The sequence below is a fragment of the Pseudomonas sp. B20 genome (assembly GCF_020515755.1).
Classification (GTDB): domain Bacteria; phylum Pseudomonadota; class Gammaproteobacteria; order Pseudomonadales; family Pseudomonadaceae; genus Aquipseudomonas; species Aquipseudomonas syringae.
Genome location: NZ_JAHPJG010000010.1, coordinates 142,808 through 164,286, shown reverse-complemented (window position 1 = coordinate 164,286; position 21,479 = coordinate 142,808). Strand labels below are relative to the sequence as shown.

At 58.5% G+C, this 21,479-nt stretch carries 18 protein-coding genes and 1 pseudogene; 9 read left to right on the top strand and 10 right to left on the bottom strand.

The window, feature by feature from the left end:
- Nucleotides 1-18 precede the first annotated feature (18 nt).
- Entirely contained in the window at nucleotides 19-1,038 is a 1,020-nt protein-coding gene (locus LIX91_RS13325) for a Gfo/Idh/MocA family protein (protein ID WP_004410946.1), read from the bottom strand.
- An 835-nt stretch (nucleotides 1,039-1,873) separates the two neighbouring features.
- Here LIX91_RS13325 and LIX91_RS13320 point away from each other — a divergent pair.
- Entirely contained in the window at nucleotides 1,874-3,025 is a 1,152-nt protein-coding gene (locus LIX91_RS13320; protein ID WP_003417725.1) for an MFS transporter, read from the top strand.
- Nucleotides 3,026-3,031: 6 nt separating this feature from the next.
- On the opposite strand, the gene LIX91_RS13315 is transcribed toward LIX91_RS13320, so the two are convergent.
- Nucleotides 3,032-3,865 (bottom strand): PhzF family phenazine biosynthesis protein, encoded by an 834-nt coding sequence (locus tag LIX91_RS13315; protein WP_226488597.1) that lies wholly within the window; start codon nucleotides 3,863-3,865, stop codon nucleotides 3,032-3,034.
- Nucleotides 3,866-3,968: 103 nt separating this feature from the next.
- Nucleotides 3,969-4,448: a multidrug/biocide efflux PACE transporter gene (locus LIX91_RS13310; RefSeq protein ID WP_226488596.1), complete on the bottom strand. Its 480-nt coding sequence runs from the start codon at nucleotides 4,446-4,448 to the stop codon at nucleotides 3,969-3,971.
- 99 nt (nucleotides 4,449-4,547) lie between these two features.
- Between LIX91_RS13310 and LIX91_RS13305 the strand changes: the two genes are divergently transcribed.
- The 3 genes from LIX91_RS13305 to LIX91_RS13295 all read left to right on the top strand — a co-directional run bounded on the left by LIX91_RS13305 (nucleotide 4,548) and on the right by LIX91_RS13295 (nucleotide 8,075).
- Nucleotides 4,548-5,432 carry a LysR family transcriptional regulator gene (locus LIX91_RS13305; protein ID WP_024649341.1) on the top strand — a complete coding sequence of 295 codons (885 nt, stop codon included), beginning with the start codon at nucleotides 4,548-4,550 and terminating at the stop codon, nucleotides 5,430-5,432.
- A gap of 108 nt (nucleotides 5,433-5,540) precedes the next feature.
- The gene (locus tag LIX91_RS13300; protein ID WP_032703038.1) at nucleotides 5,541-5,765 is read left to right on the top strand and encodes a DUF6434 domain-containing protein; all 225 of its coding nucleotides are present in this window, start codon (nucleotides 5,541-5,543) and stop codon (nucleotides 5,763-5,765) included.
- A gap of 216 nt (nucleotides 5,766-5,981) precedes the next feature.
- On the top strand, nucleotides 5,982-8,075 hold the full coding sequence (locus tag LIX91_RS13295) for a PAS domain-containing sensor histidine kinase (RefSeq protein ID WP_226488595.1): 2,094 nt from the start codon (nucleotides 5,982-5,984) through the stop codon (nucleotides 8,073-8,075).
- A gap of 12 nt (nucleotides 8,076-8,087) precedes the next feature.
- Here the strand turns inward: LIX91_RS13295 and LIX91_RS13290 are convergent, their stop codons facing one another.
- Nucleotides 8,088-8,663: an ankyrin repeat domain-containing protein gene (locus LIX91_RS13290; RefSeq protein WP_003412261.1), complete on the bottom strand. Its 576-nt coding sequence runs from the start codon at nucleotides 8,661-8,663 to the stop codon at nucleotides 8,088-8,090.
- 60 nt (nucleotides 8,664-8,723) lie between these two features.
- Nucleotides 8,724-10,229 carry a catalase KatB gene (katB, locus tag LIX91_RS13285; RefSeq protein ID WP_003344123.1) on the bottom strand — a complete coding sequence of 502 codons (1,506 nt, stop codon included), beginning with the start codon at nucleotides 10,227-10,229 and terminating at the stop codon, nucleotides 8,724-8,726.
- A 575-nt stretch (nucleotides 10,230-10,804) separates the two neighbouring features.
- Here katB and LIX91_RS13280 point away from each other — a divergent pair.
- From LIX91_RS13280 to LIX91_RS13270, 4 genes and pseudogenes are all read left to right on the top strand, one after another.
- Nucleotides 10,805-11,530, top strand: a complete 726-nt coding sequence (locus LIX91_RS13280) for a GNAT family N-acetyltransferase (RefSeq protein ID WP_226488594.1) — start codon at nucleotides 10,805-10,807, stop codon at nucleotides 11,528-11,530.
- A 118-nt stretch (nucleotides 11,531-11,648) separates the two neighbouring features.
- Nucleotides 11,649-12,503: pseudogene (locus tag LIX91_RS25840) on the top strand (MCP four helix bundle domain-containing protein); the annotation flags it as partial.
- Entirely contained in the window at nucleotides 12,498-13,361 is an 864-nt protein-coding gene (locus tag LIX91_RS25835; RefSeq protein ID WP_404944258.1) for a methyl-accepting chemotaxis protein, read from the top strand. The pseudogene LIX91_RS25840 and the gene LIX91_RS25835, both read left to right, overlap by 6 nt.
- A gap of 138 nt (nucleotides 13,362-13,499) precedes the next feature.
- The gene (locus tag LIX91_RS13270; protein WP_003412256.1) at nucleotides 13,500-14,381 is read left to right on the top strand and encodes a CAP domain-containing protein; all 882 of its coding nucleotides are present in this window, start codon (nucleotides 13,500-13,502) and stop codon (nucleotides 14,379-14,381) included.
- Nucleotides 14,382-14,469: 88 nt separating this feature from the next.
- Here the strand turns inward: LIX91_RS13270 and LIX91_RS13265 are convergent, their stop codons facing one another.
- Together LIX91_RS13265 and LIX91_RS13260 are read right to left on the bottom strand one after the other, a co-directional pair.
- Nucleotides 14,470-16,098, bottom strand: a complete 1,629-nt coding sequence (locus LIX91_RS13265; RefSeq protein ID WP_003417716.1) for a methyl-accepting chemotaxis protein — start codon at nucleotides 16,096-16,098, stop codon at nucleotides 14,470-14,472.
- A gap of 131 nt (nucleotides 16,099-16,229) precedes the next feature.
- Nucleotides 16,230-16,847, bottom strand: a complete 618-nt coding sequence (locus LIX91_RS13260) for a TetR/AcrR family transcriptional regulator (protein ID WP_003412253.1) — start codon at nucleotides 16,845-16,847, stop codon at nucleotides 16,230-16,232.
- Nucleotides 16,848-17,031: 184 nt separating this feature from the next.
- Between LIX91_RS13260 and LIX91_RS13255 the strand changes: the two genes are divergently transcribed.
- Entirely contained in the window at nucleotides 17,032-17,553 is a 522-nt protein-coding gene (locus LIX91_RS13255; RefSeq protein ID WP_003412250.1) for a DUF3237 domain-containing protein, read from the top strand.
- 57 nt (nucleotides 17,554-17,610) lie between these two features.
- Here the strand turns inward: LIX91_RS13255 and LIX91_RS13250 are convergent, their stop codons facing one another.
- From LIX91_RS13250 to LIX91_RS13240, 3 genes are all read right to left on the bottom strand, one after another.
- Nucleotides 17,611-19,731 carry a TonB-dependent siderophore receptor gene (locus LIX91_RS13250; protein ID WP_226488593.1) on the bottom strand — a complete coding sequence of 707 codons (2,121 nt, stop codon included), beginning with the start codon at nucleotides 19,729-19,731 and terminating at the stop codon, nucleotides 17,611-17,613.
- Nucleotides 19,732-19,851: 120 nt separating this feature from the next.
- Nucleotides 19,852-20,292, bottom strand: a complete 441-nt coding sequence (locus tag LIX91_RS13245) for a GNAT family acetyltransferase (protein WP_003412247.1) — start codon at nucleotides 20,290-20,292, stop codon at nucleotides 19,852-19,854.
- Nucleotides 20,293-20,346: 54 nt separating this feature from the next.
- Nucleotides 20,347-21,291: an alpha/beta hydrolase gene (locus LIX91_RS13240; protein WP_226488592.1), complete on the bottom strand. Its 945-nt coding sequence runs from the start codon at nucleotides 21,289-21,291 to the stop codon at nucleotides 20,347-20,349.
- Between the last annotated feature and the right edge of the window lie 188 nt (nucleotides 21,292-21,479).

Here is a 21,479-nt window from a genome sequence, read left to right as displayed (position 1 = left end):
GGCATTGGTGGCGTAGGGTCAGGCGCTCAGGGCCAGGTCGGGTCGAGCGACGGCATCTGCCTTGCAAATGCTTTCGATGACCTCATAGGTCGGCCGCAGGCTTTCGAAGCTCGCCTCATAAGCGGTGTTGTGACGAACGGCATGGAAGAACTGCTCCAGTTCGCCGAAGTAGCCACTGCGCTCATACCCGGAATCCAGAGGTCCCGGCTGCCAGGCGCCTCTCCAGCGTTTACCCGGACCGGTAGCGCTGGTGCCGTGCTCCGGCTCGTGCATGGTGATGTTCCACAGGTTATTGAGCTCGACCATCATCGAGTTCGAACTGACGATTTTCATGTCGAATTCAAAGTAGGGGAACATGGTTCCGCTGAGCAGACTGACGCTGGCGCCGGTGGTGAATTGCAGCTCCAGACTGACCAGTAACGAATCGCCATGACGTTGCACTCGCGACTCGATATCACGCAGCTCGCCGCCGCCGAACGTGACGCCCAGATCGATGGTATGGATGGCCTGTGCGAGCAGGAACGACCTCAGCGTCGAGTCGAGGCCCCAGAGTGGCGAGGTGGGTTTGCTGGCGTAGTGGTTGAGCTGGATATGCACGACCTGGCCGAATTGTTCGGCACTGGTCATCTGCCGCAACTGGCGCATGGGTTTGGCAAATTTGAAGTTCATGCCGACGCCGGTGATCACGTTCGAGCGGCGACTTGCGTCGATCAACTGGTCCAGTTCGTCAAGGGTGAAGCAAGGCGGCTTCTCGACGAAAACATGCACACCTTTGGCCATTGCCTTGAACGCAAGATCGCGGTGAGCCTGGGGCGGGCAGGCCATGACGACCGCATCGAGCCCGGCGTTTGCGAGCATGTCGTCGAAATCGTCCGTGATCATCACATTCGATACAAAACGATTGATCTGCTCGGCTCGGCGGCGATCACTGTCGCAGACCGCCACAATACGAATGTCCGGCATTTGCAAAAGCGTGGGCAGCAGATTTTCCTGCATCTGTGCGCCGAGACCAACAATGCCAACTTTGAGTCCAGTCATAATCATCTCCGTCTTGAAAAGTCAGATGTAGTTCATGGGAAAACAAGGGCGAGCGCGTACACGAATTCCGTAACGGATTAGCCGAAGGGCAAACCGAATGAGTGCAGTGTTCGTTTTGAGTCGGTAGAGCAGGGCAGCAGTGCCCTAAGGTATGAGGCCCGTCAGGCTGGGGGGACTGCCATCATGTGCTGCAGAATGGCTTGTGACGGGGGGCATCAAGTCAGGGGCGTTCGATATCCGTGGCAACCGGTCAGGCACGTTGCACAGCAGGACAGAAGATTGACGATTGAGGGGGTTCGACACGCGGGGAGGGCCGGAGCCTTTATTGTTCTGACTGATTCCGGTGAGGAACAGTACGCTGGCGAAAGACTCATGCGTTGCGTTACGCAGGGAGCGATGGTTTTCGTTCGGGCAAGTATTCATATATCGAATCCTCCATGAACATCTGGTTCTTCCGTGGCCGCTGACGACTCCCAAAGGGAACATCTCATCGGTTAGTTGCACTAACCCAGTGCGGGAATGAATCTAACCTAGCCTTTTACGCATGGCAATAAACAGGTCTAGACCAAAAAAACATAAAAGAAGGTTACGAAGATTATGCTTTCGTATTAAGTTCATTGAGACACCTTACAATGCTTTTGATATTTAACGATTTTTTCAGTTATCCTTGGCGTTTGCTGGCTTTTTGCCAATCATGGATACACAGATTATTCATGTTTAAGGTGCTTTTGAGCAGGCGTGAATCGATTGCGTACCATAAGTTTGTCTGACGCTTTGGTTTCTGAAGTGCCGAGTTTCGCGACTCGTGGCGACCCAACCCCAAAAAGGAGCATGCATGACCTCTTTCAGCACCGCAGCCCAGGATGCCAAGGCTCGGGCGGAGCAGTCTTCGACGCGTATCGCGTTTTTCATTGCCGGTTTCAGCGTCGCCTCGTGGGCGCCGCTGGTGCCTTACGTCAAACAGCGGATGGGCCTCGATGAGGGCACGCTCGGGCTCTTGTTGCTGTGTCTGGGGGTAGGCTCGATCATTTCGATGCCGTTGGCGGGAGCACTGGCCGCGCGCTTCGGCTGTCGGCGTCTGCTGGTGTGTTCGACGCTGCTGATCTGCCTGTGCCTGCCGCTGCTGGCGACGATTTCCAGTCTGCCGCTATTGATAGCCACGCTGTTTCTGTTTGGCGCGAGTATGGGCGGGGTGGATTGCACGGCCAACGTGCAGGCGGTAATTGTCGAGCGCGCCAGCGGCAAGACCATGATGTCGGGGTTTCACGGCCTGTTCAGCCTTGGCGGGATTGTCGGTGCAGCGGGCGTCGCCGGTTTGCTCAGCCTGGGTATCTCGCCATTCACGGCGATGCTGATCGTGGTCTTCCTGACGTTGGTCGCGCTGGCCAAAGCGGCGCCAAATCTATTGCCCTATGGCAGTCCGTCCGACGGGCCAGCGTTTGCGATCCCGCGTGGCGTGGTGCTGTTCATCGGCCTGCTGTGCTTCACCGTATTTCTGGCCGAAGGCGCGATGCTCGACTGGAGCGCGGTATTCCTGACCTCGTTGCGTGGTGTCGAGCCTTCCTATGCCGGGCTGGGTTATGCGGTATTCGCCGCGACCATGACCCTGGGGCGGCTGTTTGGCGATGCAGTGGTAAAACGAGTCGGTTCCAATCGAGTGATTATTCTCGGCGGACTGTGTGCCGCGGCGGGACTGGCCGTCGCGACATTGATCCCGTTCTGGCAGGCGGCGCTGCTGGGGTATGCATTGGTGGGGGCGGGTTGCTCGAACATCGTGCCGGTCTGCTACAGCGCAGCCGGCCGGCAGAAGACCATGCCCGAAAGCGTGGCGATCCCGGCCATCACCACAGTCGGCTATGCCGGGATTCTGATCGGTCCTGCGGCAATCGGTTTCATTGCCCATGTCAGCAGCCTTGAACTGGCGTTCATGATCGTTGCTGTGATGCTGGTGGGCGTGGCGATCGGGGGCAGCAAACTCAGGACCTGATCGGTATTACAACCTGCGCGCCATCCCCGACACCCGGATCGAGCTTCCCGGTTGCTGCGGGATTTCGGCGCGCAGGCGCGACGGGCTGCCCATGTCCTCGCCCTGAATAATGTCTATCAAACCGCCATGCGGCCAGCCGATATCGCGCAGATAGCCGCCCAGTGCTGCCGTGGCAGCGCCCGTGGCCGGGTCTTCGTAGACGCCGCCGAATTCAAACGGGTTGCGCGTGTGGAACAACTGATCGGTCTCGGCCCACGCCAGCAGAATCGTCGCCCAGCCTTCACGGACCATCAGGTCGTGACCCGCCTGCTGGTCATAGCGCATATCCTTGAGCCTGGCCCGGCTGTTCAACGCCAGCAGCAAATGGCCGGCACCGCCATTGATATGCGCGGGGGTAATGCGCTCATCCAGATCGGTCTGGCTATAGCCGAACAGCGCAAGGGCTTCTTCCAGCAACGGCGCGCTGACCGGCTTGCTGAACGTGGGTGGCGATTGCAGCGCCGCCGACGTCAGCGAGCCCTGCGCATGGCCCTCGACAGTAATCTGCGCCTGATTGAGTGTCAGCTGAAACACGCCATCGCCTTGCTGCGCCGCCAGCGCTGCGCCCAGGGCGACGGTGGCGTGCCCGCAAAACGGTACTTCTGCCAGCGGCGAGAAATATCGCACCCGCCAGCCGCTTTCTACAGGCGCAGTGAACGCCGTTTCGGAAAAACCGATGTCGGCGGCAATCTGCTGCATGACGGCATCATCGGGTAACGCATTGCCAATCCACACACCTGCCGGGTTGCCGCCGCGATCTCCATCGCTGAACGCCGCCAGTTTGAGTACTTCAGTTGTCATCGAAAGGTGTCCTTGCCTGGGTCAGTAGGGGACAGTGTGCAATGACGAGGATTTGATTAGCCAGTGAGAACATTTGATGCACGGTATGTGTGTGCCTGATGCCTCACACCTCACACCTCGACAGACGTCGCTGCACCAGGCGTTCACGCAGTGTGTCGTAGGCCCAGTTGAACAGCAGGGTGTAGGGCAGAAACATCAGCAGCAGACCGATGTCCAGCCAGAACGCTTCCATCAGGCTGATCGTCAGCCACCATGCGGCCAGCGGCACCACGGCCAGAATCAGTCCGGCTTCGAAACCCGTTGCGTGCAGGACGCGGACTGTCAGGCTCATGGTAAATCCGTAGCGGTTGCGCAGGCGGTCGAATAGCGCGTTGTAGGTCATGTTCCACAGCATGGCGATGGTCGAGATCATCACCGTCATGGCGCCCATCATCGCCAGTGACTGTTCCATCAGCCAGGCCAGCAGTGGTGCGACCAGAATCACACCGCCGATCTCGAACAGCGCGGCATGCATCGCCCGCTCACGCAGGGTTTTGCTGGCGACGCCGGGTTGCCGGTCGGTGTGCGATTGGCTGTTACTCATGACTACGCGGCCCTTGGTGCTGATGGATGGCGGTATTATCATCGGTGTTTGCGTTAAGCTGAAAATCAATACCATCGGTTAAACCGATATGAGAGCGCCATGAGTTATTCGCCAGAAGCCCTGGAAGCCTTCGCCCAGATTGCCGCGCTGGGTTCGTTCAGCGCGGCCGCACGCCGTCTGGGCAAGAGTCAATCGACCATCAGTGAAGCGATCGCCCGCCTGGAAATCGATCTGGGGCTGGAGCTGTTCGATCGCTCTTCCAGGCAACCGGTCCTGACCGAAGCGGGGAGGGTCATGCTGGGCCGTGTCGATGATCTGCTGTGCGCCTCGGACCGGCTGCGTCGTGCTGCCGCGCGGCTTGCGGCAGGCGTCGAGCCACGGCTGACGCTGGTGCTGTCGGATGCCAACCAGTTTGCCGATTTCGAACGGCTGATGACCGAGCTCGATCAACGCTTTCCAGAGCTGGAAATGGAATGCGTGTTCGCCGAGCATGGCGACGCCATCAGCCTGGTGCAGTCGGGCAGGGCGTCACTGGGGCTGCTGTCGGCGCAAGCCAGCTACCCACCGGAAATCGGTCACGCGACCATCGAGGAAAGTGCCGATTTCGGTCTGTTCGTGTCGCACAAACATCCACTGGCCGCGCTGGAACGGGTCGATTACCAACAGCTGGCCCGCTATCGCGCCTTGCGCCTCAATACGCTGATCGAGCACAGTATCCCCACTGACGACCTGCCCACCAGCGGCCATCGGCATTGGTCGGCCCCCAATTACCTGCTGTTGATGGACATGGCTGCGTTCGGCTTTGGCTGGTCGGCATTGCCGCGCTGGCTGGTGTCGCGCTATTCGGGCGGACTGCTCAAAGAACTGCAAGTCTCCGGTTGGCCGCGGCGCTCGGCGGTGGACGTCATCTGGTCATTCCAGCGCAGTCTGGGGCCTGCGGGTGCGTGGCTGCTGGAGTCGTTGGTGCCGTTCGCGGGAGAGTGAGGCGGGGTTGCGCAATTTCCTGTACGCCACAAGCCTTTCCAACCTCGCGACTGCAACAGAATCCGGCTATAAAGAGTGCCTGCAACCCGACAGCAGAAGGAATCAGGCATGGCTTTCGATTGGCACTCCGGCCTCATCACGCGTGATACGCCGGTGAATGACACCTATCGGAACACGCAGAACGTGAGGCGCTTCATGACCTTGCAGTGCGGGGCGTCGTTCAGGTTTGATCGGCCATTCATGGCATGGATCAACAATGGCGAGCCCAAGACCATGGGGCAAGTCGTGGACCAATGGCTGCACCTGCATGCTGCTTCCTCAGCGTCGAACTGACATCGCGCGCCGGAATGGGACAGTTCCTGCAGGGCACGCTCCTGGACTCCTGAAGGCTGTTCACACAATCGTATCTCGCTCTGATCTGGCGAAAACCCACAATATCTGAGCTCAAAACGCCATTATTTTTGCATGCGAGGGTTTTTTCTCGTAGCGTGCTCGTGCCGCCCCGCATGACGGGAAAGCGGCGCAACCAATCCCTCAGGTGCCGCCGCTTTGACCCCGACAGATTTACAACATCTTCAGAGCCGGTTAGCGGCTCTGGAGCAGGAAAACGCCTCGCTTAAAGAGAGCCTGAGCGTCACCGGTCGGGAGGCCGAATACGCCCTGGCCCAATCCCAGGAGCGCTATCGTTTTCTGTTCAACGCCATGGATGAAGGCTTTTGCATCATTGAGTTCTTTGACGGGCCGCACGGTCCGCTGAGCGATTACATTCACGTCGAAGCCAATCCGGCCTACGAATACCACGCCGGCATTTCCAATGTGGTGGGCAAGAAGCTGCGCGAGATGGTTCGTGAGGAGGCTGATGGCTGGGTGAAGTTTTACGGCGATGTGTTGCGGACCGGCAAGCCGATCCGTTTCGAGCGCGAGCTGGTGGCCACCGGGCGCTATCTGGCCTTGACCGCGTTTCGCATCGACCCGGCCAGCCGCAAGCAGGTCGCCGTGTTGTTTCAAGACATCACTGAACGCAAACGCGCTGAACTGGCGCTCAAGCAACTGAACGAAACACTGGAGGCGCGCATTGTCGAAGCCGTGGCCGAGCGCAATGTGCTGGCCGATGTCGTCAACGGCACCAATGCGATCATTCATGTCGTCGACTGCAATTTTCGCTGGATGGCCATCAATGGCGCTGCCCTGCGCGAGTTCGAGCGCCTGTTCGGCGTCCGGCCGCAAGTGGGTGACAGTATGCTCGACCTGCTCGACGACCGGCCGCACAGCAAGGCTGATCTTGAACGGCGCTGGACGCGTGCGTTAGCGGGCGAGGAGTTCGCCGAAAGCGTCAGCTTCAGTGACTCGAACGATCCGGCCAGCCATTTTGAAATACGTTACAGCACGCTGCGCAATGCTCAGGGGCAGGCCATTGGCGCTTACCTGTTTGCCTACGATGTCAGCGAACGGCTGCGCGAGCAGGAGCGCCTGAGCCAGGCTGAAGAAGCCTTGCGCCAGTCGCAGAAGATGGAAGCCGTAGGCCAGTTGACGGGTGGTATCGCCCACGATTTCAACAACCTGTTGACCGGCATCACGGGCTCGCTGGAACTGCTCAAGACACGGGTGAGCCAGGGCCGTTTCAATGAATTGGACCGCTACATAGGGGCTGCGCAGGATGCCTCCAAACGTGCGGCGTCACTGACTCATCGATTGCTGGCGTTTTCGCGTCGGCAGACCCTGGACCCCAAGCCGGTCGACGTAAACCGGTTGGTCATCGGCATGGAAGAACTGATTCGGCGCACGGTCGGGCCGCACATCACCGTGGAGGTGGTGACCTCGGTCGGGTTGTGGTCAACGTTCATCGATGCACCGCAACTGGAAAATGCCTTGTTGAACCTGTGCATCAACGCCAGGGACGCCATGCCGCGCGGCGGGCGGATTACCATCGAGACAGCCAACCGCTGGATTGACGAGCGTGGTTCGCAAAGCCGCGATCTGATCCCCGGGCAGTACCTGTCGCTGTGTGTCAGCGACACCGGCACAGGCATGTCGCCCGAGGTCATCAATCGGGCCTTCGACCCTTTCTTTACCACCAAACCGCTGGGGCAGGGCACGGGGCTGGGGTTATCGATGGTGTACGGTTTCGTGCGCCAGTCCGGCGGTCAGGTGCGCATCTATTCCGAGCCTGATCAGGGTACGAACATGTGCCTGTACCTGCCGCGTCATTACCTTGGGGCGCCGGAAGAGATCGAGTCTGCAGATGCCTCTGGGTCGGCCGCGGTACAGACCGAGCGCACTGTGATGATTGTCGACGATGAGCCGACCATCCGCATGCTGGTGGCCGAAGTGCTGGAGGATCAGGGCTACATTCCGATCGAGGCGGGCGAAGGCGCATCTGCGCTCAAGGTGATCGAGTCCGATGCGCGTATCGACCTGCTGGTGACTGACGTCGGGTTGCCGGGTGGCATGAATGGCCGGCAATTGGCCGATGCGGCGCGGATCATTCGACCCGACCTCAAAGTGCTGTTCATTACCGGTTACGCAGAGAACGCCATCATTGGCAACGGCCATCTGGATCCGGGGATGTGGGTGCTCACCAAACCCTTCACCATGGAAGCGTTTGCCAGCCGCATCTACGAAATGATCGAGCGCGAAGACTGATTCCAGCAGCCGTCAGCGGACAGGCGGCGCCTGGAATTCACCTTTGGACAAGCCTTCCACGTCATTGCCCATGCTGTCACGAATGCTCAGGTCTGCGCCCTTGTCGGTCAGTTCCTTGAGCACTTCAGTACGTTTGAACAAAGCGGCGTACATGGCTGCGGTCTGCCCGGCATTGTTGGTGAGGTTAGCACCACAATCTGCCTGCACCAGGCGCTTGGCGATGCTCAGTTCACCTTTGAAAATCGCCCCCATCAGCGCCGTATTGCCGCGATTGTCCTTGGCGCAAGGGTCCGCTCCGGCGTCTATCAGGCGTATCACCGAATCTTCATGGCCGTGATAGGCCGCCAGAATCAGACCGGTATAGCCTTGTTCGTCACGGATGTTGAGGTCGTAATGAGCCTCGATAAACGTGTCCAGCATGGGGTTGTTGCCTTCGCGGGAAGCATCGAAAAACAGCGTGCGCAGTTGGCTGGCAGTCTGTTCGGCGGTCAGCTCTGAAGGCGGTGGAGTGGGGGTGGGTGTCGATGCCGGTGGTGTGGCGTTAGCGGCTGCGGCAAACAGCAGCAAGCCATAGATCAGATGCTTCATGGGCGTTCTCCTGACGTGAACCGTCCCGGCGACAAAGCACCGGGACGGGGTATCAGATCATCAGTCCTTGAGGCTTGCAGCCAGGGACTTGACCTTGCTCAGATCGCCTTTGGCGACTTCGGCTACCCGAGTGCCGTAGTCCGGATCTGCCTTGTACAGGTACGACAGCATGATGTTCTTGCTTTCAGTGTCGGTGTCGGCCAGCGACTCGCCAAAGCTCTGCACCAGGTCAGTCTTCTCTTTCGCGCTGTAGGAGCGATACAGATCACCCGCCTGCTTGAAGTTCTGCTCACGCGTGATCTTCGCCTGCTGGGTAGTGCCACTGAGCGGCAGCTGGCTGTAGCGCGCCTTGTCATCCGCTGGACGCGGTTCCAGACGGCTCGGCTCATAATTGACGCCGCTGGTGGTGTGACCGGTATTCAGCGCACCGTCCTGATTGCCGTTGTTGACCGCAACTTTTGGCTGGTTGACGGGCAGGCTCAGGCCATTCGCGCCAAGGCGATACATCTGGGTGTCAGCGTAGGAGAACACACGGCCTTGCAGCAGACGGTCCTCGGAAGGTTCGATACCTGGAACCAGGTTGGCCGGGGCCATGGCGACCTGCTCGGTTTCCTGGAAGTAGTTATCGACGTTCTTGTTCAGGACCATCTGCCCGATTTTCTTCTCGGGAACATCCGGCCAGATCTTGGTGGCGTCCAATGGGTCGAAGTCGAATTTCGCCAGCTCTTCAGGCTTCAGCACCTGAACGTACAAGTCCCATTTCGGGAAATCACCCTTTTTGATCGCGCCGACCAGATCGTTGGTCAGGTGGCTGTAGTCCTTGGACTGGACCTGAGCGACTTCCTTGGGATCAAGGTTCTTGAGGCCCTGCAGGGATTTCCAGTGGAACTTGACGTAGTGCACTTCGCCCTTGGCGTTGACCAGTTTGTAGGCGTGTACACCGTTGCCGTCCATGAAGCGATAGCCCGCTGGGGTGCCCTCGTTCGAATACAACAGGGTCAGCGTACGGGTGGCTTCCGGTACGTGGGAGAAGAAGTCGAAGCGACGCGAATCGTTGTCCAGGTTGGTACGCGGGTCCGGTTTGAACGCGTGGACCATGTCCGGGAACTTGATGGCATCACGAATGAAAAAGGTCGGGAAGTTGTTGCCGACCAGATCCCAGTTACCGTCAGCCGTATAGAACTTGGTGGCGAAGCCGTGCGGGTCGCGCAGTGTTTCAGGCGAGTGATTACCGTGAACCACGGAGGAGAAGCGTACAAATACCGGGGTCTTCTCGCCGGATTTGAAAACGGTCGCCTTGCTCAGGTCGCTGATGTCGGCGGAGGCCGTGAACTCGCCTTTGACGCCAGTGCCACGGGCATGCACGACGCGCTCAGGGATGCGTTCGCGATCAAAGCGCTGCAGCTTTTGCAGCAGTTGCACGTCTTGCAGCAGGACAGGCCCTTCGGCGCCTGCGGTCTGAGAATTCTGATTGTCTCCAACGACGGCGCCATTGTCACGTGTCAGGGTATCGGCTGCATAAGCGGTCGGAATAGTAATCAGACCGGCTGCAGTTAGACACACCATGTGTCTGGACCAGTTTAATAACGGCATTTTGAATCCCTCATATTTTTAGTAGGCCGGATTATCTTAGGCGCGTGAGGGAAATGCGGTGATTATAAAAATGTATCGGGGTGATTGAGATAAATACTCAGGCAAAAGGTGGACCCGGTAAAGAATGTTTGTACTGAATTCGCCCGGTGCATTGATGCACGTTCAGACGTTGTAGATCACGTTATATATCCGTGTTTTCTCTAGTTCTGCATCCCTCTGAAATAAATGGATTTTTATTGAATGTCGACAGTCATTAAACGTGCTCGCTTGCCCCTCTTTCAGGTGGATGTGAATCATTATCAACTTTATTATTTGGTTACTGGCAGGTGGCTGTGGCTTGTGCTGGTACTATCGTACTGATAGTTAGGATCATCGTTCAGGTGGGTGGCTATTTGATATTCTTTTTTTCAAGTCATCGTATAAGTTGCAACTAAGTGTCGCGCTGCAGGATGCTGGCAATATGACAATATCGGTCCTGAATGCTTCGACGCGCTATCATGTGGCCACACCCTGTACAGACACACCTGTTAAACGGAGCCCCTTGTCCCATGCCGACGATCATGCTGCTACAAACCCCGCCGCCGGAATTCATCCGGAGCCAGATCCAGCAGATGGTCGTCGATTACGTGACTGACATCAGCCTGGTAGCCATCGCGCCGAGCAACCCGCTGTACAACCTTTACCAGTACGGCGTGGGCTACGAGGTGCATTTGTACCTGAATGCCATGGACGGTTCGCAGCAGCTGACCGTGGAGCTGATCGTCGCGCTGGACGATGAAGACCCCGAAACCGTATTGGGTTTTTTGCTGTACCTGCCTGTGCAGGATGATCCGCAGGCCTGCGCCGTAGCCTACATGGCGGTGCGCGACAGCCACCGTCGTCAGGGCATCGCATGCTCGATGCTGGAGAAAATGACCAGTCGCTATCCGCACGCAGAGCTGTATTGCGTGGTCGGCAAAGTCGCGTATTTCGAGGCAATGGGCTTTCAGGTGCTGGGTGCGCGTGGTCCGCAGGTCATCATGAACACGCGTGATCACGGTACTGACGGCTTGCTTGCGGTCATGGATATCGCGCCGATCTACAACTCGGTGGAGGTGCGGCAGATTCACGCTTACCTGCTCAAACAGCACGGCAACAGCGCGATGGTCGATGCGGAGAAGCAACGCGATCGCCATCTGGACCGTATGACCCTTGAGGCGAGAACGTTCGCCGAGCAACATCTTGGTAACAAGCCGCTGGCAGATGGCGCGTCGCAAACCTCGCGCCTGCACTGACAAAGAGTGCCAGTGAGGCAGGACCGATAGAGAGCGTTAGGCGCACAAGTGCGACTTGTCAAAGTTTTCTATCAAAAACGAGGAGGGGGTGGAACGATCCAAATGAGGTGAAGTCATTATGACATCATCGCTGTTTGATCAACTCATTCCGGCACTGACACCACTCCTCATTCAGCAACAGGTAAGCCCCATGAACGTCCTGCGTCAGTCCAAGTTTTCTACCAAGCTTCTCTCTGCTTTCATCATTTGTGCGTTGATCACGCTGGCCGTCGGCGCTCTGGGGATGGTCGGAGTGACCCGCCTGGGCAATAACCTTGAGCTTACGTTTTCCAACAACCTCGTCTCGGTTGGCAACACCAATGAAGCGCTGACCAGCTTCACCGCTCACAACCGCGGGCTTTACCGTTTGCTGGATGCGCAGGATGGCGGTGTCTCCGAAACGGACAAGGATCGCGTTCGTCAGGCGTTGAGTGATGACCTGGCCCGTGCGCAAAAAGTGTTTGCGATCTACCGCGCCACGCCTCTGGAAGATGACGAGCGCGCCGCCGGGGACCAGTTGGAACTGATGCTGCCCGCTTACGTTTCGGGCTCTCAACAGGTTGTCGAGCTGATGAAGGCAGGTAATTACGAGGCTGCCCGGACCCAGTTGAACAGCCTGTCCTCGGAAAGCTTTACCAAGGTGCGCAGTTACATGCGCACCATGATCGATTCCAACAACCGTCAGATCAAGGAAGGCGCAGCCGCTGCTGCCGACCTGAAGGCCAGTTCGGTATTGATGCTGGAGATTGGCGTGGTGATCGCTTTTCTGGTGGCCATCATGCTCGGCGTGCTGATTACCCGCATGATCACCCGTCCTTTGGCTGTCGCAGTCGCCAGTGCTCAGCGCATTGCGGGCGGTGACCTGACCCAGCCTATTGTTTCTAACAGTGGCGATGAGGCCGGGCAACTGTTGGACGCGCTGTCCGACATGCAGGGCGGGCTGAAAAACACCATCCAACAGATTGCCAGTGCCTCGGACCAGCTGGCTTCCGCTGCCGAAGAACTGAGCGCTGTCACCGATGAAAGCACCCGCGGGCTGACTCGCCAGAACGACGAAATCCAGCAGGCGGCAACAGCCGTCAATCAGATGACTGCCGCAGTGGAAGAAGTGGCGCGCAACGCGGTGTCCACCTCCGAGGCTTCGAAGTCTGCGACAGACGATGCCGTCGATGGTCGTGGCCAGGTCGATCACACGGTCAAGGGCATCACCACCATGGTCCATGAGATCACGGCATCCACTGGCGCTGTCTCCGAGCTGGCCGGGCATGTGCGGGAAATCAGCAAGGTGCTTGACGTGATTCGCAGTATCGCCGAGCAGACCAACCTGCTGGCCTTGAACGCCGCCATCGAAGCTGCGCGTGCCGGCGAACAGGGTCGTGGTTTTGCGGTGGTGGCTGACGAGGTTCGGGCTTTGGCGCACCGTACCCAGGCATCGACCGTGGAAATCGAAGGCATGATCAGTACCGTGCAGTCGGGTGCTGATGGCGCGGTTGCGGCGATGGGCAAGAGCCTGTCGCTGGCCACCAACACGCAGGAACTGGCCCTGCGTGCGGGCGCGGCGCTGGAGAAAATCACCCTGGGTGTAGCCACCATCAACGAGCGTAATCTGGTCATTGCTTCCGCCTCGGAAGAGCAGGCCCAGGTGGCCCGCGAGGTAGACCGCAACCTGATCAACATTCAGGACCTGTCGACCCAGAGCGCTGCCGGTGCCAACCAGACCAGCGCGTCCAGTCAGGAGCTGTCGCGACTGGCCACCTCGTTCAACTCACTGGTTGCCAACTTCAAGCTGTAAGTCGTCCTCACGAGGCATTGTCTGGCGCACGTCTGGACCCGATCGGTTGTTAAATTCCGGTCAGGCATGAAAAAGGCGTTGCGCCCGACCGGGTCATTTCGCGCATCATAGGCGGACTCAGCCCGAGAGAGACTTTTCATGCCTGTCATTCATTACCTTCTGCGCCTGTCGCTCCCGCGAGTGTCGATATCCTTTCTGGCCGTGTTGTGCTCTGGCGTGTTTGCCAGTGCTGCGCTGGCCGGCGACGAAACGCAATTGATCGAATCCCTCAATGCCTATCGCGGCCAGGCGCAGCGCTGCGGCGAGCAGGTGTCCATGGAACTGCCACCGCTGACCAGCGATGCGCGTCTGGTGCTGCCGGCCAGTGGCAATCTGGACCTGCAACAGGCGCTGACGCGTGCTTCCTACCCGATGGTCACCGTGCAGGCGATAAGCCTGTCCGGTCCGAACAATGCAGACGCTGCACTCAAGGCGGTTCTGGAGAGTTTCTGCCGTGTGGTGCTGGACCCGCAGTTCGTCGACATCGGTGTCAGCCGCGAAGGGCGAGACTGGCGTATCGTGCTGGCGCGCTCGCTGGTCGCGTCGCGTCTTGGCGACTGGCAGACAGAGGGGCAAAAGATACTGGAAATGATCAACAACGCCCGCACTCAGGCACGCCAGTGCGGCACACAATCCTTCGCCGCTACCACGCCGCTGGCCTGGAACCTGGTACTGGGGACCGCTGCACAACGTCATTCCCAGGCGATGGCCAATCAAAACTTTTTTGACCACAAGGATCGTGACGGCCGTACACCTGGCGACCGCGCCGAACTGGCCGGGTATGTGGGTCAGCAGGTGGGGGAGAACATTGCCGCGGGTCAGGACAGTGCGCGCAAGGTGGTGGATGGCTGGCTGCTGAGCCCGGGCCACTGCGCCAACCTGATGAATCCGGATTTCCGCGAGCTGGGTGCAGCCTACGCGATGGACCCGAAAAGTGACGCAGGGATTTACTGGACGGCAATGTTCGGCACGCAGCAGTAGCGTCTGCCGCTGCGCAACGGGCTGTCAAGCCTGGGCAAGCTATTCGACAAGGAAAGATGCCGGGAAGCGAGCTTTCCGGCAGAGGGGCTTAAACGCGGAATTGCTTGGTGAGACGGTTCAGGCTTGAAGCCAGGGTTGACAGTTCGGCAGTGGCGATGGCCGTCTGATTGGAGCCCTCGGACGTCTGGCTGGACAGATCACGAATGCTGACCAGGCTTCTGTCGACTTCTCGAGCGACCTGAGCCTGTTCTTCAGCTGCGGTGGCAATCATCAGGTTCCGTTCATTGATCTGGCTGATGGATTCGGTGATTTCCAGTAGCGCCTTGCCGGCGCCATTGGCCATCTCCAGCGTCTTGTGGGCCTGAACGCTGGTCTGCTCCATTGCGCTGACGGCATTGCCGGTTCCGGTCTGAATCGAGCCGACCATCTGCTCGATTTCTCGGGTCGATTGCTGAGTGCGATGCGCCAGTGCCCGGACTTCGTCCGCAACCACCGCAAAACCTCGTCCGGCTTCACCTGCGCGGGCCGCTTCGATGGCCGCGTTGAGCGCCAGCAGGTTGGTCTGTTCGGCGATGGCGCGAATCACATCCAGCACCTTGCTGATATCCGTCGCCATGACGGCCAGGCCCTGTACCTCGGTGGAGGTGATCTGCACCTTGGAAACCATCAGGTTGATCGCCGTGACGGTCTCATCGACCTGCGCGCGTCCGGCCATGGCTGCAGTGCTCGATTGCGAGGTCACTTCCGATGCCGATGCGGCATTACTGGCCACTTCTTCCACCGCCGCGCTCATCTCGTTAACGGCCGTGGCTGCCATTTCGATCTCGTTGGTCTGGCGCAGAATGGTGCGCGATGCGTCTTCCGTGACTGCATGCATTTCCTCGGAGGTGGCCGCCAGCTGGGTGGACGAGTCGCCGATCAGGATCAGGGCATTGCGCAGGTTGGCCTGCATGGTGGCGAGTGCGGCAATCAGTTTCGCCGCCTCGTCAGTACCATGTTGCGGGATATCCTTGCTCAGATCATTGGTGGCAATGCGTTGCGCGATACTCAACGAATCGCCAATCGGGCCCGTCAGACTGCGGGTGTACATCCAGGCAAGGAGCAGCGTGGTAATGACGCCGACGGCGATGAAAATACCCACCATCCACAATGTCTGCTCATAGGCAGCCTGAGCGGTAGCGCCAGCTTTCTCGGCTTTGCCGTCGTTGATGCCGATGAGTTTCTTCATCCCGGCTTCAACCTGATCGGCCGCGCTTTTCATTTCACCATTGGAGGTTGCCACTGCGGCTTCCAGATCGCCAGCCGCCACCGAGGCCAGGTAGCGGTCCTGTGCCACTTGATACCCGGCCTGTGCCTGAGACAATTCATCGAATGCCTGGCGCCCTTGCGGAGTCACGATCAATTTGCCGAGTGCGTCAAAATAGCCGGCGATCAGCGAGCGAGACTGCTGGATATCGCTGAGCGCCTTGGTCTTTCGATCCTGCGGTTCAATCGGATTGCGCACGCGGGCGTTGTTGCCGCGGATACTGACAAACTCCCGATCAATCGACCCGAGCTGCTTTATGCTCGGAAGCACATTGGTCTCGATGAATTTTTCCGCCGCATTGAGCTCGGCCGCCTGACGCAGGGCGAGCAGGCCCAAGGCAATGATCATCAGGCAGAACACGCCGAAACAGAGCGTCGAACGGGCGGCCAGGTTGAGTTTTCGCAGGATCATAGTGTTTCTCCGAAGGGGTAACCAGCTATCGCCCTCATTCGGATTAACTTGGCTGTAAAAGAGTAACAAGGTATTTCAGAAGGGTTGCAATATCGGCTCTTATCAATATCGCTTGGTTCTGTTACGCGGACTCAGCGTTTCTCCATACCCAACATGAAGGTATCCACTGCGCGTTCGACCATGGCGCGAATTTCTTCGATGCTCAGCGGCATGGGCGCCTGTTGGTAAAGGCGAATGTCGGTCTCGGCAGTCAACAGCGAGGTCAACTGCAACGCGGCGATGTGCGGATCGGTTTCACGCAACTGGCCTTTTCGCATTGCCAGAGTCATCAGTGAGGTGACTGTCTGCAGGCACTGGCTGGGGCCCGATTCGTAGAACATCATGCCGATGTCCGAGTGCCCGGACTCGGCGACCACCATGCGATACACGGCCAGTGCCTTGTCATCATTGATAAGCACCATCAGCATGCGTTCCCCGAAGCGCGTGAACAGGGTGCGCAAATCGATCGGTTTGTCATCCTGGATCACCAGCTCTGAAACCGCGTCGGCCAGATGGGCGGTTGCGAGCCTGTTGACCACGGCAATGAACAGTTCTTCCTTGGAGGGAAAGTAACTGTAGATCGTCGCCTTGGAGCCACCCATTCGTTTGGTGACCTCATTCATCGAGGCACGCTCGTAACCCATTTCGAGGAAGACACTTGCTGCGGCATCAATGATGGCTTCGCGGCGAGCTTCAGTTCGGACCTTCATTCATATCCTCAATTCTCCAGTGGGCAGATCGTATGCAAAATTCTCTAGACTGGAACTGAACCGTTCGGTACGATTTCAGTCGACTCCGTGGAGCTTACTGGAAAAGCAGGCGTAGATAAATGCCGATGGACTGCACCCGGCCATTCGTTGCCCGAATCCATTCAAAGATGGAGTGAACAGTTCTATGACCATTATCGACTTCAACAAATCCGTCAAACGTGCTTTTCGTAGTAATACGGCAGCCGCTCCTCAGCTGGAAAAAATGCTGACCGTGATTCTGAAGACCGACGCTCCTGTGCTCATGGGGATATGCAGCGACGGACTGCGTAGCAACAGCAATGTAGTGGGCGGGGAATTTTACGGCGAAAACTTCAGCGGCTCGGTACTCTCCGGCGGTAGCAACACGCTGGTTGAGTTGTCATCCGAGCTTGCTTTTCTGGAAACCCGTTTCACGCTGGTCACCCAGTTGGGTGAAATGATCAACGTTGAAAGCAGAGGCGCTCTGCTCGTTGACGAAACGGGCCAGCACGAATTGCAGAACGGAGTATGGCCAATCAGCGAAGGCCATTATCAGTGCACCTGCACACCACGCTTTCAGGTCTCTCTGGGCCCTAACGAGTGGCTGGAGAAGAGCGCATTCATCGGCAGGTTCGAATACCTGTATGGCAATGAAGCGCTGATCAGCTTTTACCGAATTAAGTTCTGATACATCCCTTCAAGTGCCACCGAGCAAGCCCGCGCAGGCCTGCTCCGTGGCAACGTCTTAAAACGTGACGCTGGCGCTCAGGCGTGCGGTGCGCGGTTCACCCACATTGACCTGCAACTGGCTGCCGGTGCTGGAAGGGTAGTACTGCTTGTCGAACAGGTTATCCACGTTCAACTGCAGGCGTGTTTTATAACCTGCCATGGGCACGTCCCAGCGCAGAAACGCATCCGCCACGGTATAGCTGCTCATGTAGAAGGTGTTGGCATCGTCGCCAGCGCGTTCGCCGACGTAGCGTGCGCCGCCACCTGCGTGCCAGTCGCCCAGACCGGACGGGACTTGCAGGTGATGGGTGAGGTACAGGCTGGCCGTGTGCTTGGGGGCCTGGCTCAGACGATTGCCCTTGTTGCTTGGATCATCCAGCACTTCGGTGTGGGTGTAGGCGTAAGTGCCGATCATGCCCCAACGCTCGGCAATTCGACCGGTCACATCCAGCTCTATGCCTTGTGAACCTGCCTTGCCGGCTGCTTCGCTGACACCGGTCACGCCGGTAGGCGTGACGACGTTTTTCTTCTCGATGTCGAATACCGCGAGGTTGAAGTCGAGTTCCGGTGCCAGTGCATATTTGGCCCCGACTTCGTAGCTGCGGCCTTCTTCCGGGTCGAAGGTGGTGCCGTCATCGTTGACGTCATCGTTGGGTACGAAAGAGCGGCTGTAATTGCCGTACAGCGACAGGTCCTCATTGACCTTGAACACCAGACCCGCCATCGGCAGGAATATATCGTCGCTGGTATCCAGGTTCACCGTGCGGTTCACGCCCAGTCCCTGTTTGATGTACTGATCGTAATGCTGGTAACGGCCACCCAGGACCAGAATCCAGCGATCATCGAGGTGCCAGTTGTCCTTGAGGTAAACGGACGACGAGGTCAGTTGATTGCTCAGGTTGCTGGTGGTCGCACTGACGACACTGGGCTCCGCCAGGCCGCCATAGCTGGGCGAAAAGATGTTGAAGCCGTTCTGCGCGGTGTTGCGGTAGGTCTTGCCGCGGTACTTGTCGGAGTCTTCCTGCTCTGCGCCGATCAGCAGATCATGTTGCTGGCCGAATAACTCCTGCTTGCCGATGAAGTCCCAACTGGCATAACGCGTTTCGTAATCGTAATGGCCGCCATTGGCCTGACGCCGCAGCACGCCGCTGCTGGACAGCGTGCTCGGCTGGGCGATCGAGAGGCTATAGCGGTCGTTGTTCCAGCCGTAGGTCAGCCGGGTTTTCCAGTCATCGCTGAGCTGGTACTCGAAGCGCGCGGTCGCGGTTTCGCTGATGCCGACGGTATTTGCCCATTTTTCGTCCAGGCGCTTGTCGTAGCTGATATCGGCCGGGTGACCGCCCGTGAACACCGTGCCACGGTCGAACGGGCTGACGTAGTCGTTGTATTCGTAAGCCAGCGTCAGGCTGGCGCGCTCCCCGGTCCAGGACAGCGACGGTGCGACCAGCGTGTGCTGGTCAACGCCATAGTTGCGCCAGTAGTCCTCGCTCTGACGCTCGGCCACCAGGCGGTAAGCCAGCCCCGAGTCGCCCAGCGGGCCGGTGGTGTCGATGCCGAAACTGCCGCCGCCTTCACTGTACGCCGAGCCACTGAGCGTGGTGCTTTGCACGTATTGCGGCTGTTTGCTGATCACGTTGATCACGCCACCTGGCTCCATTGCTCCGTACAGCAGCGAGGCCGGGCCTTTGAGCACTTCAACGCGTTCGGTCGTGGCACCGAAATTTTTCGACACCACCGAGCGCACGCCGTCACGCAGCACCGAGCCATCATCGTTGGTGCCGAAGCCGCGCTTGACCAGTGAGTCCTTGGTGTTGCCGAGCGTATTGCCCTGGCTGACGCCACTGACAAACTTCATGGCATCGTCCAGCGAGCGCACGTTGTAGTCGGCGATGGTCTGCGGTGTCACCACGTTGACCGACTGCGCTTCTTCCTTGAGCGGTACATCGCTCTTGCTCGCGGTACTGGCGCTTTTGGCGCTGTAGCCTTCCTGTGTTTCGGTCGCGGTTGCCGACACCTGCGTGGCGGGCAGCGTCGCGGTTTCGGCTGCATGCACTGCGCCGCCGGAGAACATCGCCAGAGAAAGCGCGGACAGCAGAAAAGTGCCGGGGCGGCGAGGGCATTGGAAGGAAGTGCTCAAGGGAGATGCTCTGCTAGGACGTTAATAGCAATAATTGTAATTTGATATTAATTCTCATGTAAATAAATGATTGAGGCGCCCGATGGTTTCGGTCGCCTCGGCAAACAGAGAGCGCTCGGCTCAGGACTGAGCCGTTACGTTGGCATCGATCCGCTTGCCCATGCTGATAATGAGCTCCGGCGTGTAGCCCAGGGTTCGATAGAAGGCCTGCACGCTCTCATTGAAGGTATGGATCTGCAGGTTGATCTTCACGCAGCCGAGATCCGCAAGCGCCTTTTCTGCGTGCCTGACCAGTCGGGTGCCCAGGCCGTTGCCGCGCTGTTGTGGATCAACGGCGACCGAATACAGCCAGCCGCGATGCCCGTCATAGCCGGCAAGAAGGGTACCGGCCACCTCGTCATCCGCAAGAGCAACGAAGAACAAATGGTCGTCGACAGCCCGTTTCTTGTCGATCGACAGGTCTGGACGATTGTGCGGCATGTCGTCATTGAAGACGGTCTTCCACAACTGGATGACCGCGAGGCGGTGATGCGGGTCTGAATACTCGACAATACAGTTCATTGCGGGGTCCTTTGACCATGAGTCCGAAGACTACTGCCACGTGCCCGGCGCTGTCTAACCCGAGGTCTTTGAGTCCTTGCCCTGTTTTGTCACCTGAGGCAGCGATGCCGGCGTATCGAGCAGGGCGCGAATGGCCCGGCTGTAAGCGGGCTGCCCGAGTTGCATGCTGTTGTTATGCGTACCGCCAGGCACCAATAGCAGCTTCTTGGGTTCCTGCGCGGCTGCAAACAACTGTTCGCTGAAGCGAGCCGGTACATAGCGATCCTCGGTGCCGTGCACGATCAGCACCGGCATATGGATGTCTGCAATCTTGTCCAGCGAGTCGAACTTCTGCGACAGCAGCCAGCGCACCGGCAGCGAGGTGTTGGCCAGCGCGGTGGCCACATCGGCCAGGTTGGTGAACGTCGATTCTATGATCAGCCCGCGGGCCTGAATCGGCCCATTGCCCTTTTCAGCGTCTTCGCCCAGTTCGGCCGCCAGATCCACCGCCACCGCACCGCCCAGAGAGTGTCCATAAATCAGCCTGCGCTGCGGGTCGGGTTGCAATTGCTTCAGGCGTTCCCAGGCGATGCGTGCGTCTTCATACACAGACCTTTCCGACGGCAACTGGCCCATGCTTTGCCCGAAGCCCCGGTAATCGATTGCCAGTATCGAGTAGCCCTGTGCCTTGAGTTGCTGGATACGGAACAGCTGGCCGGTGAGGTTCCATCGTGATCCATGCAGGTACAGCACCGCCGGGGCGTTCTTGTCCGCAGCGGGCCACCACCATGCGTGGATATTCTGCGAGGTACCGAATGCCGGTGTACTGAGTTCGATCTCCTGCACATCTGCCGGCAGACCGCTGTACCAGCTGGCGGTACCGGGCTCGATGCGAAACACCAGTTCGCGCTCCTTGTGTTCAAGCACTACACAGCCGACGGGCAGGCCAAGGATGATGGCTATCATGCTAATCCATCTGAGTGGACGGGCTTTGAAGCGAGCCAGAGGCGAAATCGACATAAGAAGAATAGTCCGGTCAACAAAGTGAAATAAATGCAGAATCTGCATCCGGGATGCAAGGTCAGCCGACGAACGCCGGGTTACAGGATATTGCGTACCTGCGTCGCAAGCACTGAAAGACCGAGGCGAGTAAAACCCGTGGCTTCAATACCTTGCGCGATGTGGCCCGAAGGCAGCCTGGACAACGA

Excerpts from the sequence above, each read along its gene's own strand:
- LIX91_RS13305 (WP_024649341.1), top strand. The coding sequence starts at position 4,548 with ATGAGTTATTCGCCAGAAGCCCTGGAAGCCTTCGCCCAGATTGCCGCG.
- LIX91_RS13255 (WP_003412250.1), top strand. The coding sequence starts at position 17,032 with ATGACCATTATCGACTTCAACAAATCCGTCAAACGTGCTTTTCGTAGT.
- LIX91_RS13320 (WP_003417725.1), top strand. The coding sequence starts at position 1,874 with ATGACCTCTTTCAGCACCGCAGCCCAGGATGCCAAGGCTCGGGCGGAG.
- LIX91_RS13290 (WP_003412261.1), bottom strand. The coding sequence starts at position 8,663 with ATGAAGCATCTGATCTATGGCTTGCTGCTGTTTGCCGCAGCCGCTAAC.
- LIX91_RS25835 (WP_404944258.1), top strand. The coding sequence starts at position 12,498 with ATGCAGGGCGGGCTGAAAAACACCATCCAACAGATTGCCAGTGCCTCG.
- LIX91_RS13240 (WP_226488592.1), bottom strand. The coding sequence starts at position 21,291 with ATGTCGATTTCGCCTCTGGCTCGCTTCAAAGCCCGTCCACTCAGATGG.
- LIX91_RS13265 (WP_003417716.1), bottom strand. The coding sequence starts at position 16,098 with ATGATCCTGCGAAAACTCAACCTGGCCGCCCGTTCGACGCTCTGTTTC.
- LIX91_RS13245 (WP_003412247.1), bottom strand. The coding sequence starts at position 20,292 with ATGAACTGTATTGTCGAGTATTCAGACCCGCATCACCGCCTCGCGGTC.
- LIX91_RS13260 (WP_003412253.1), bottom strand. The coding sequence starts at position 16,847 with ATGAAGGTCCGAACTGAAGCTCGCCGCGAAGCCATCATTGATGCCGCA.
- LIX91_RS13270 (WP_003412256.1), top strand. The coding sequence starts at position 13,500 with ATGCCTGTCATTCATTACCTTCTGCGCCTGTCGCTCCCGCGAGTGTCG.
- LIX91_RS13300 (WP_032703038.1), top strand. The coding sequence starts at position 5,541 with ATGGCTTTCGATTGGCACTCCGGCCTCATCACGCGTGATACGCCGGTG.
- LIX91_RS13280 (WP_226488594.1), top strand. The coding sequence starts at position 10,805 with ATGCCGACGATCATGCTGCTACAAACCCCGCCGCCGGAATTCATCCGG.
- LIX91_RS13310 (WP_226488596.1), bottom strand. The coding sequence starts at position 4,448 with ATGAGTAACAGCCAATCGCACACCGACCGGCAACCCGGCGTCGCCAGC.
- katB (WP_003344123.1), bottom strand. The coding sequence starts at position 10,229 with ATGGTGTGTCTAACTGCAGCCGGTCTGATTACTATTCCGACCGCTTAT.
- LIX91_RS13315 (WP_226488597.1), bottom strand. The coding sequence starts at position 3,865 with ATGACAACTGAAGTACTCAAACTGGCGGCGTTCAGCGATGGAGATCGC.
- LIX91_RS13325 (WP_004410946.1), bottom strand. The coding sequence starts at position 1,038 with ATGACTGGACTCAAAGTTGGCATTGTTGGTCTCGGCGCACAGATGCAG.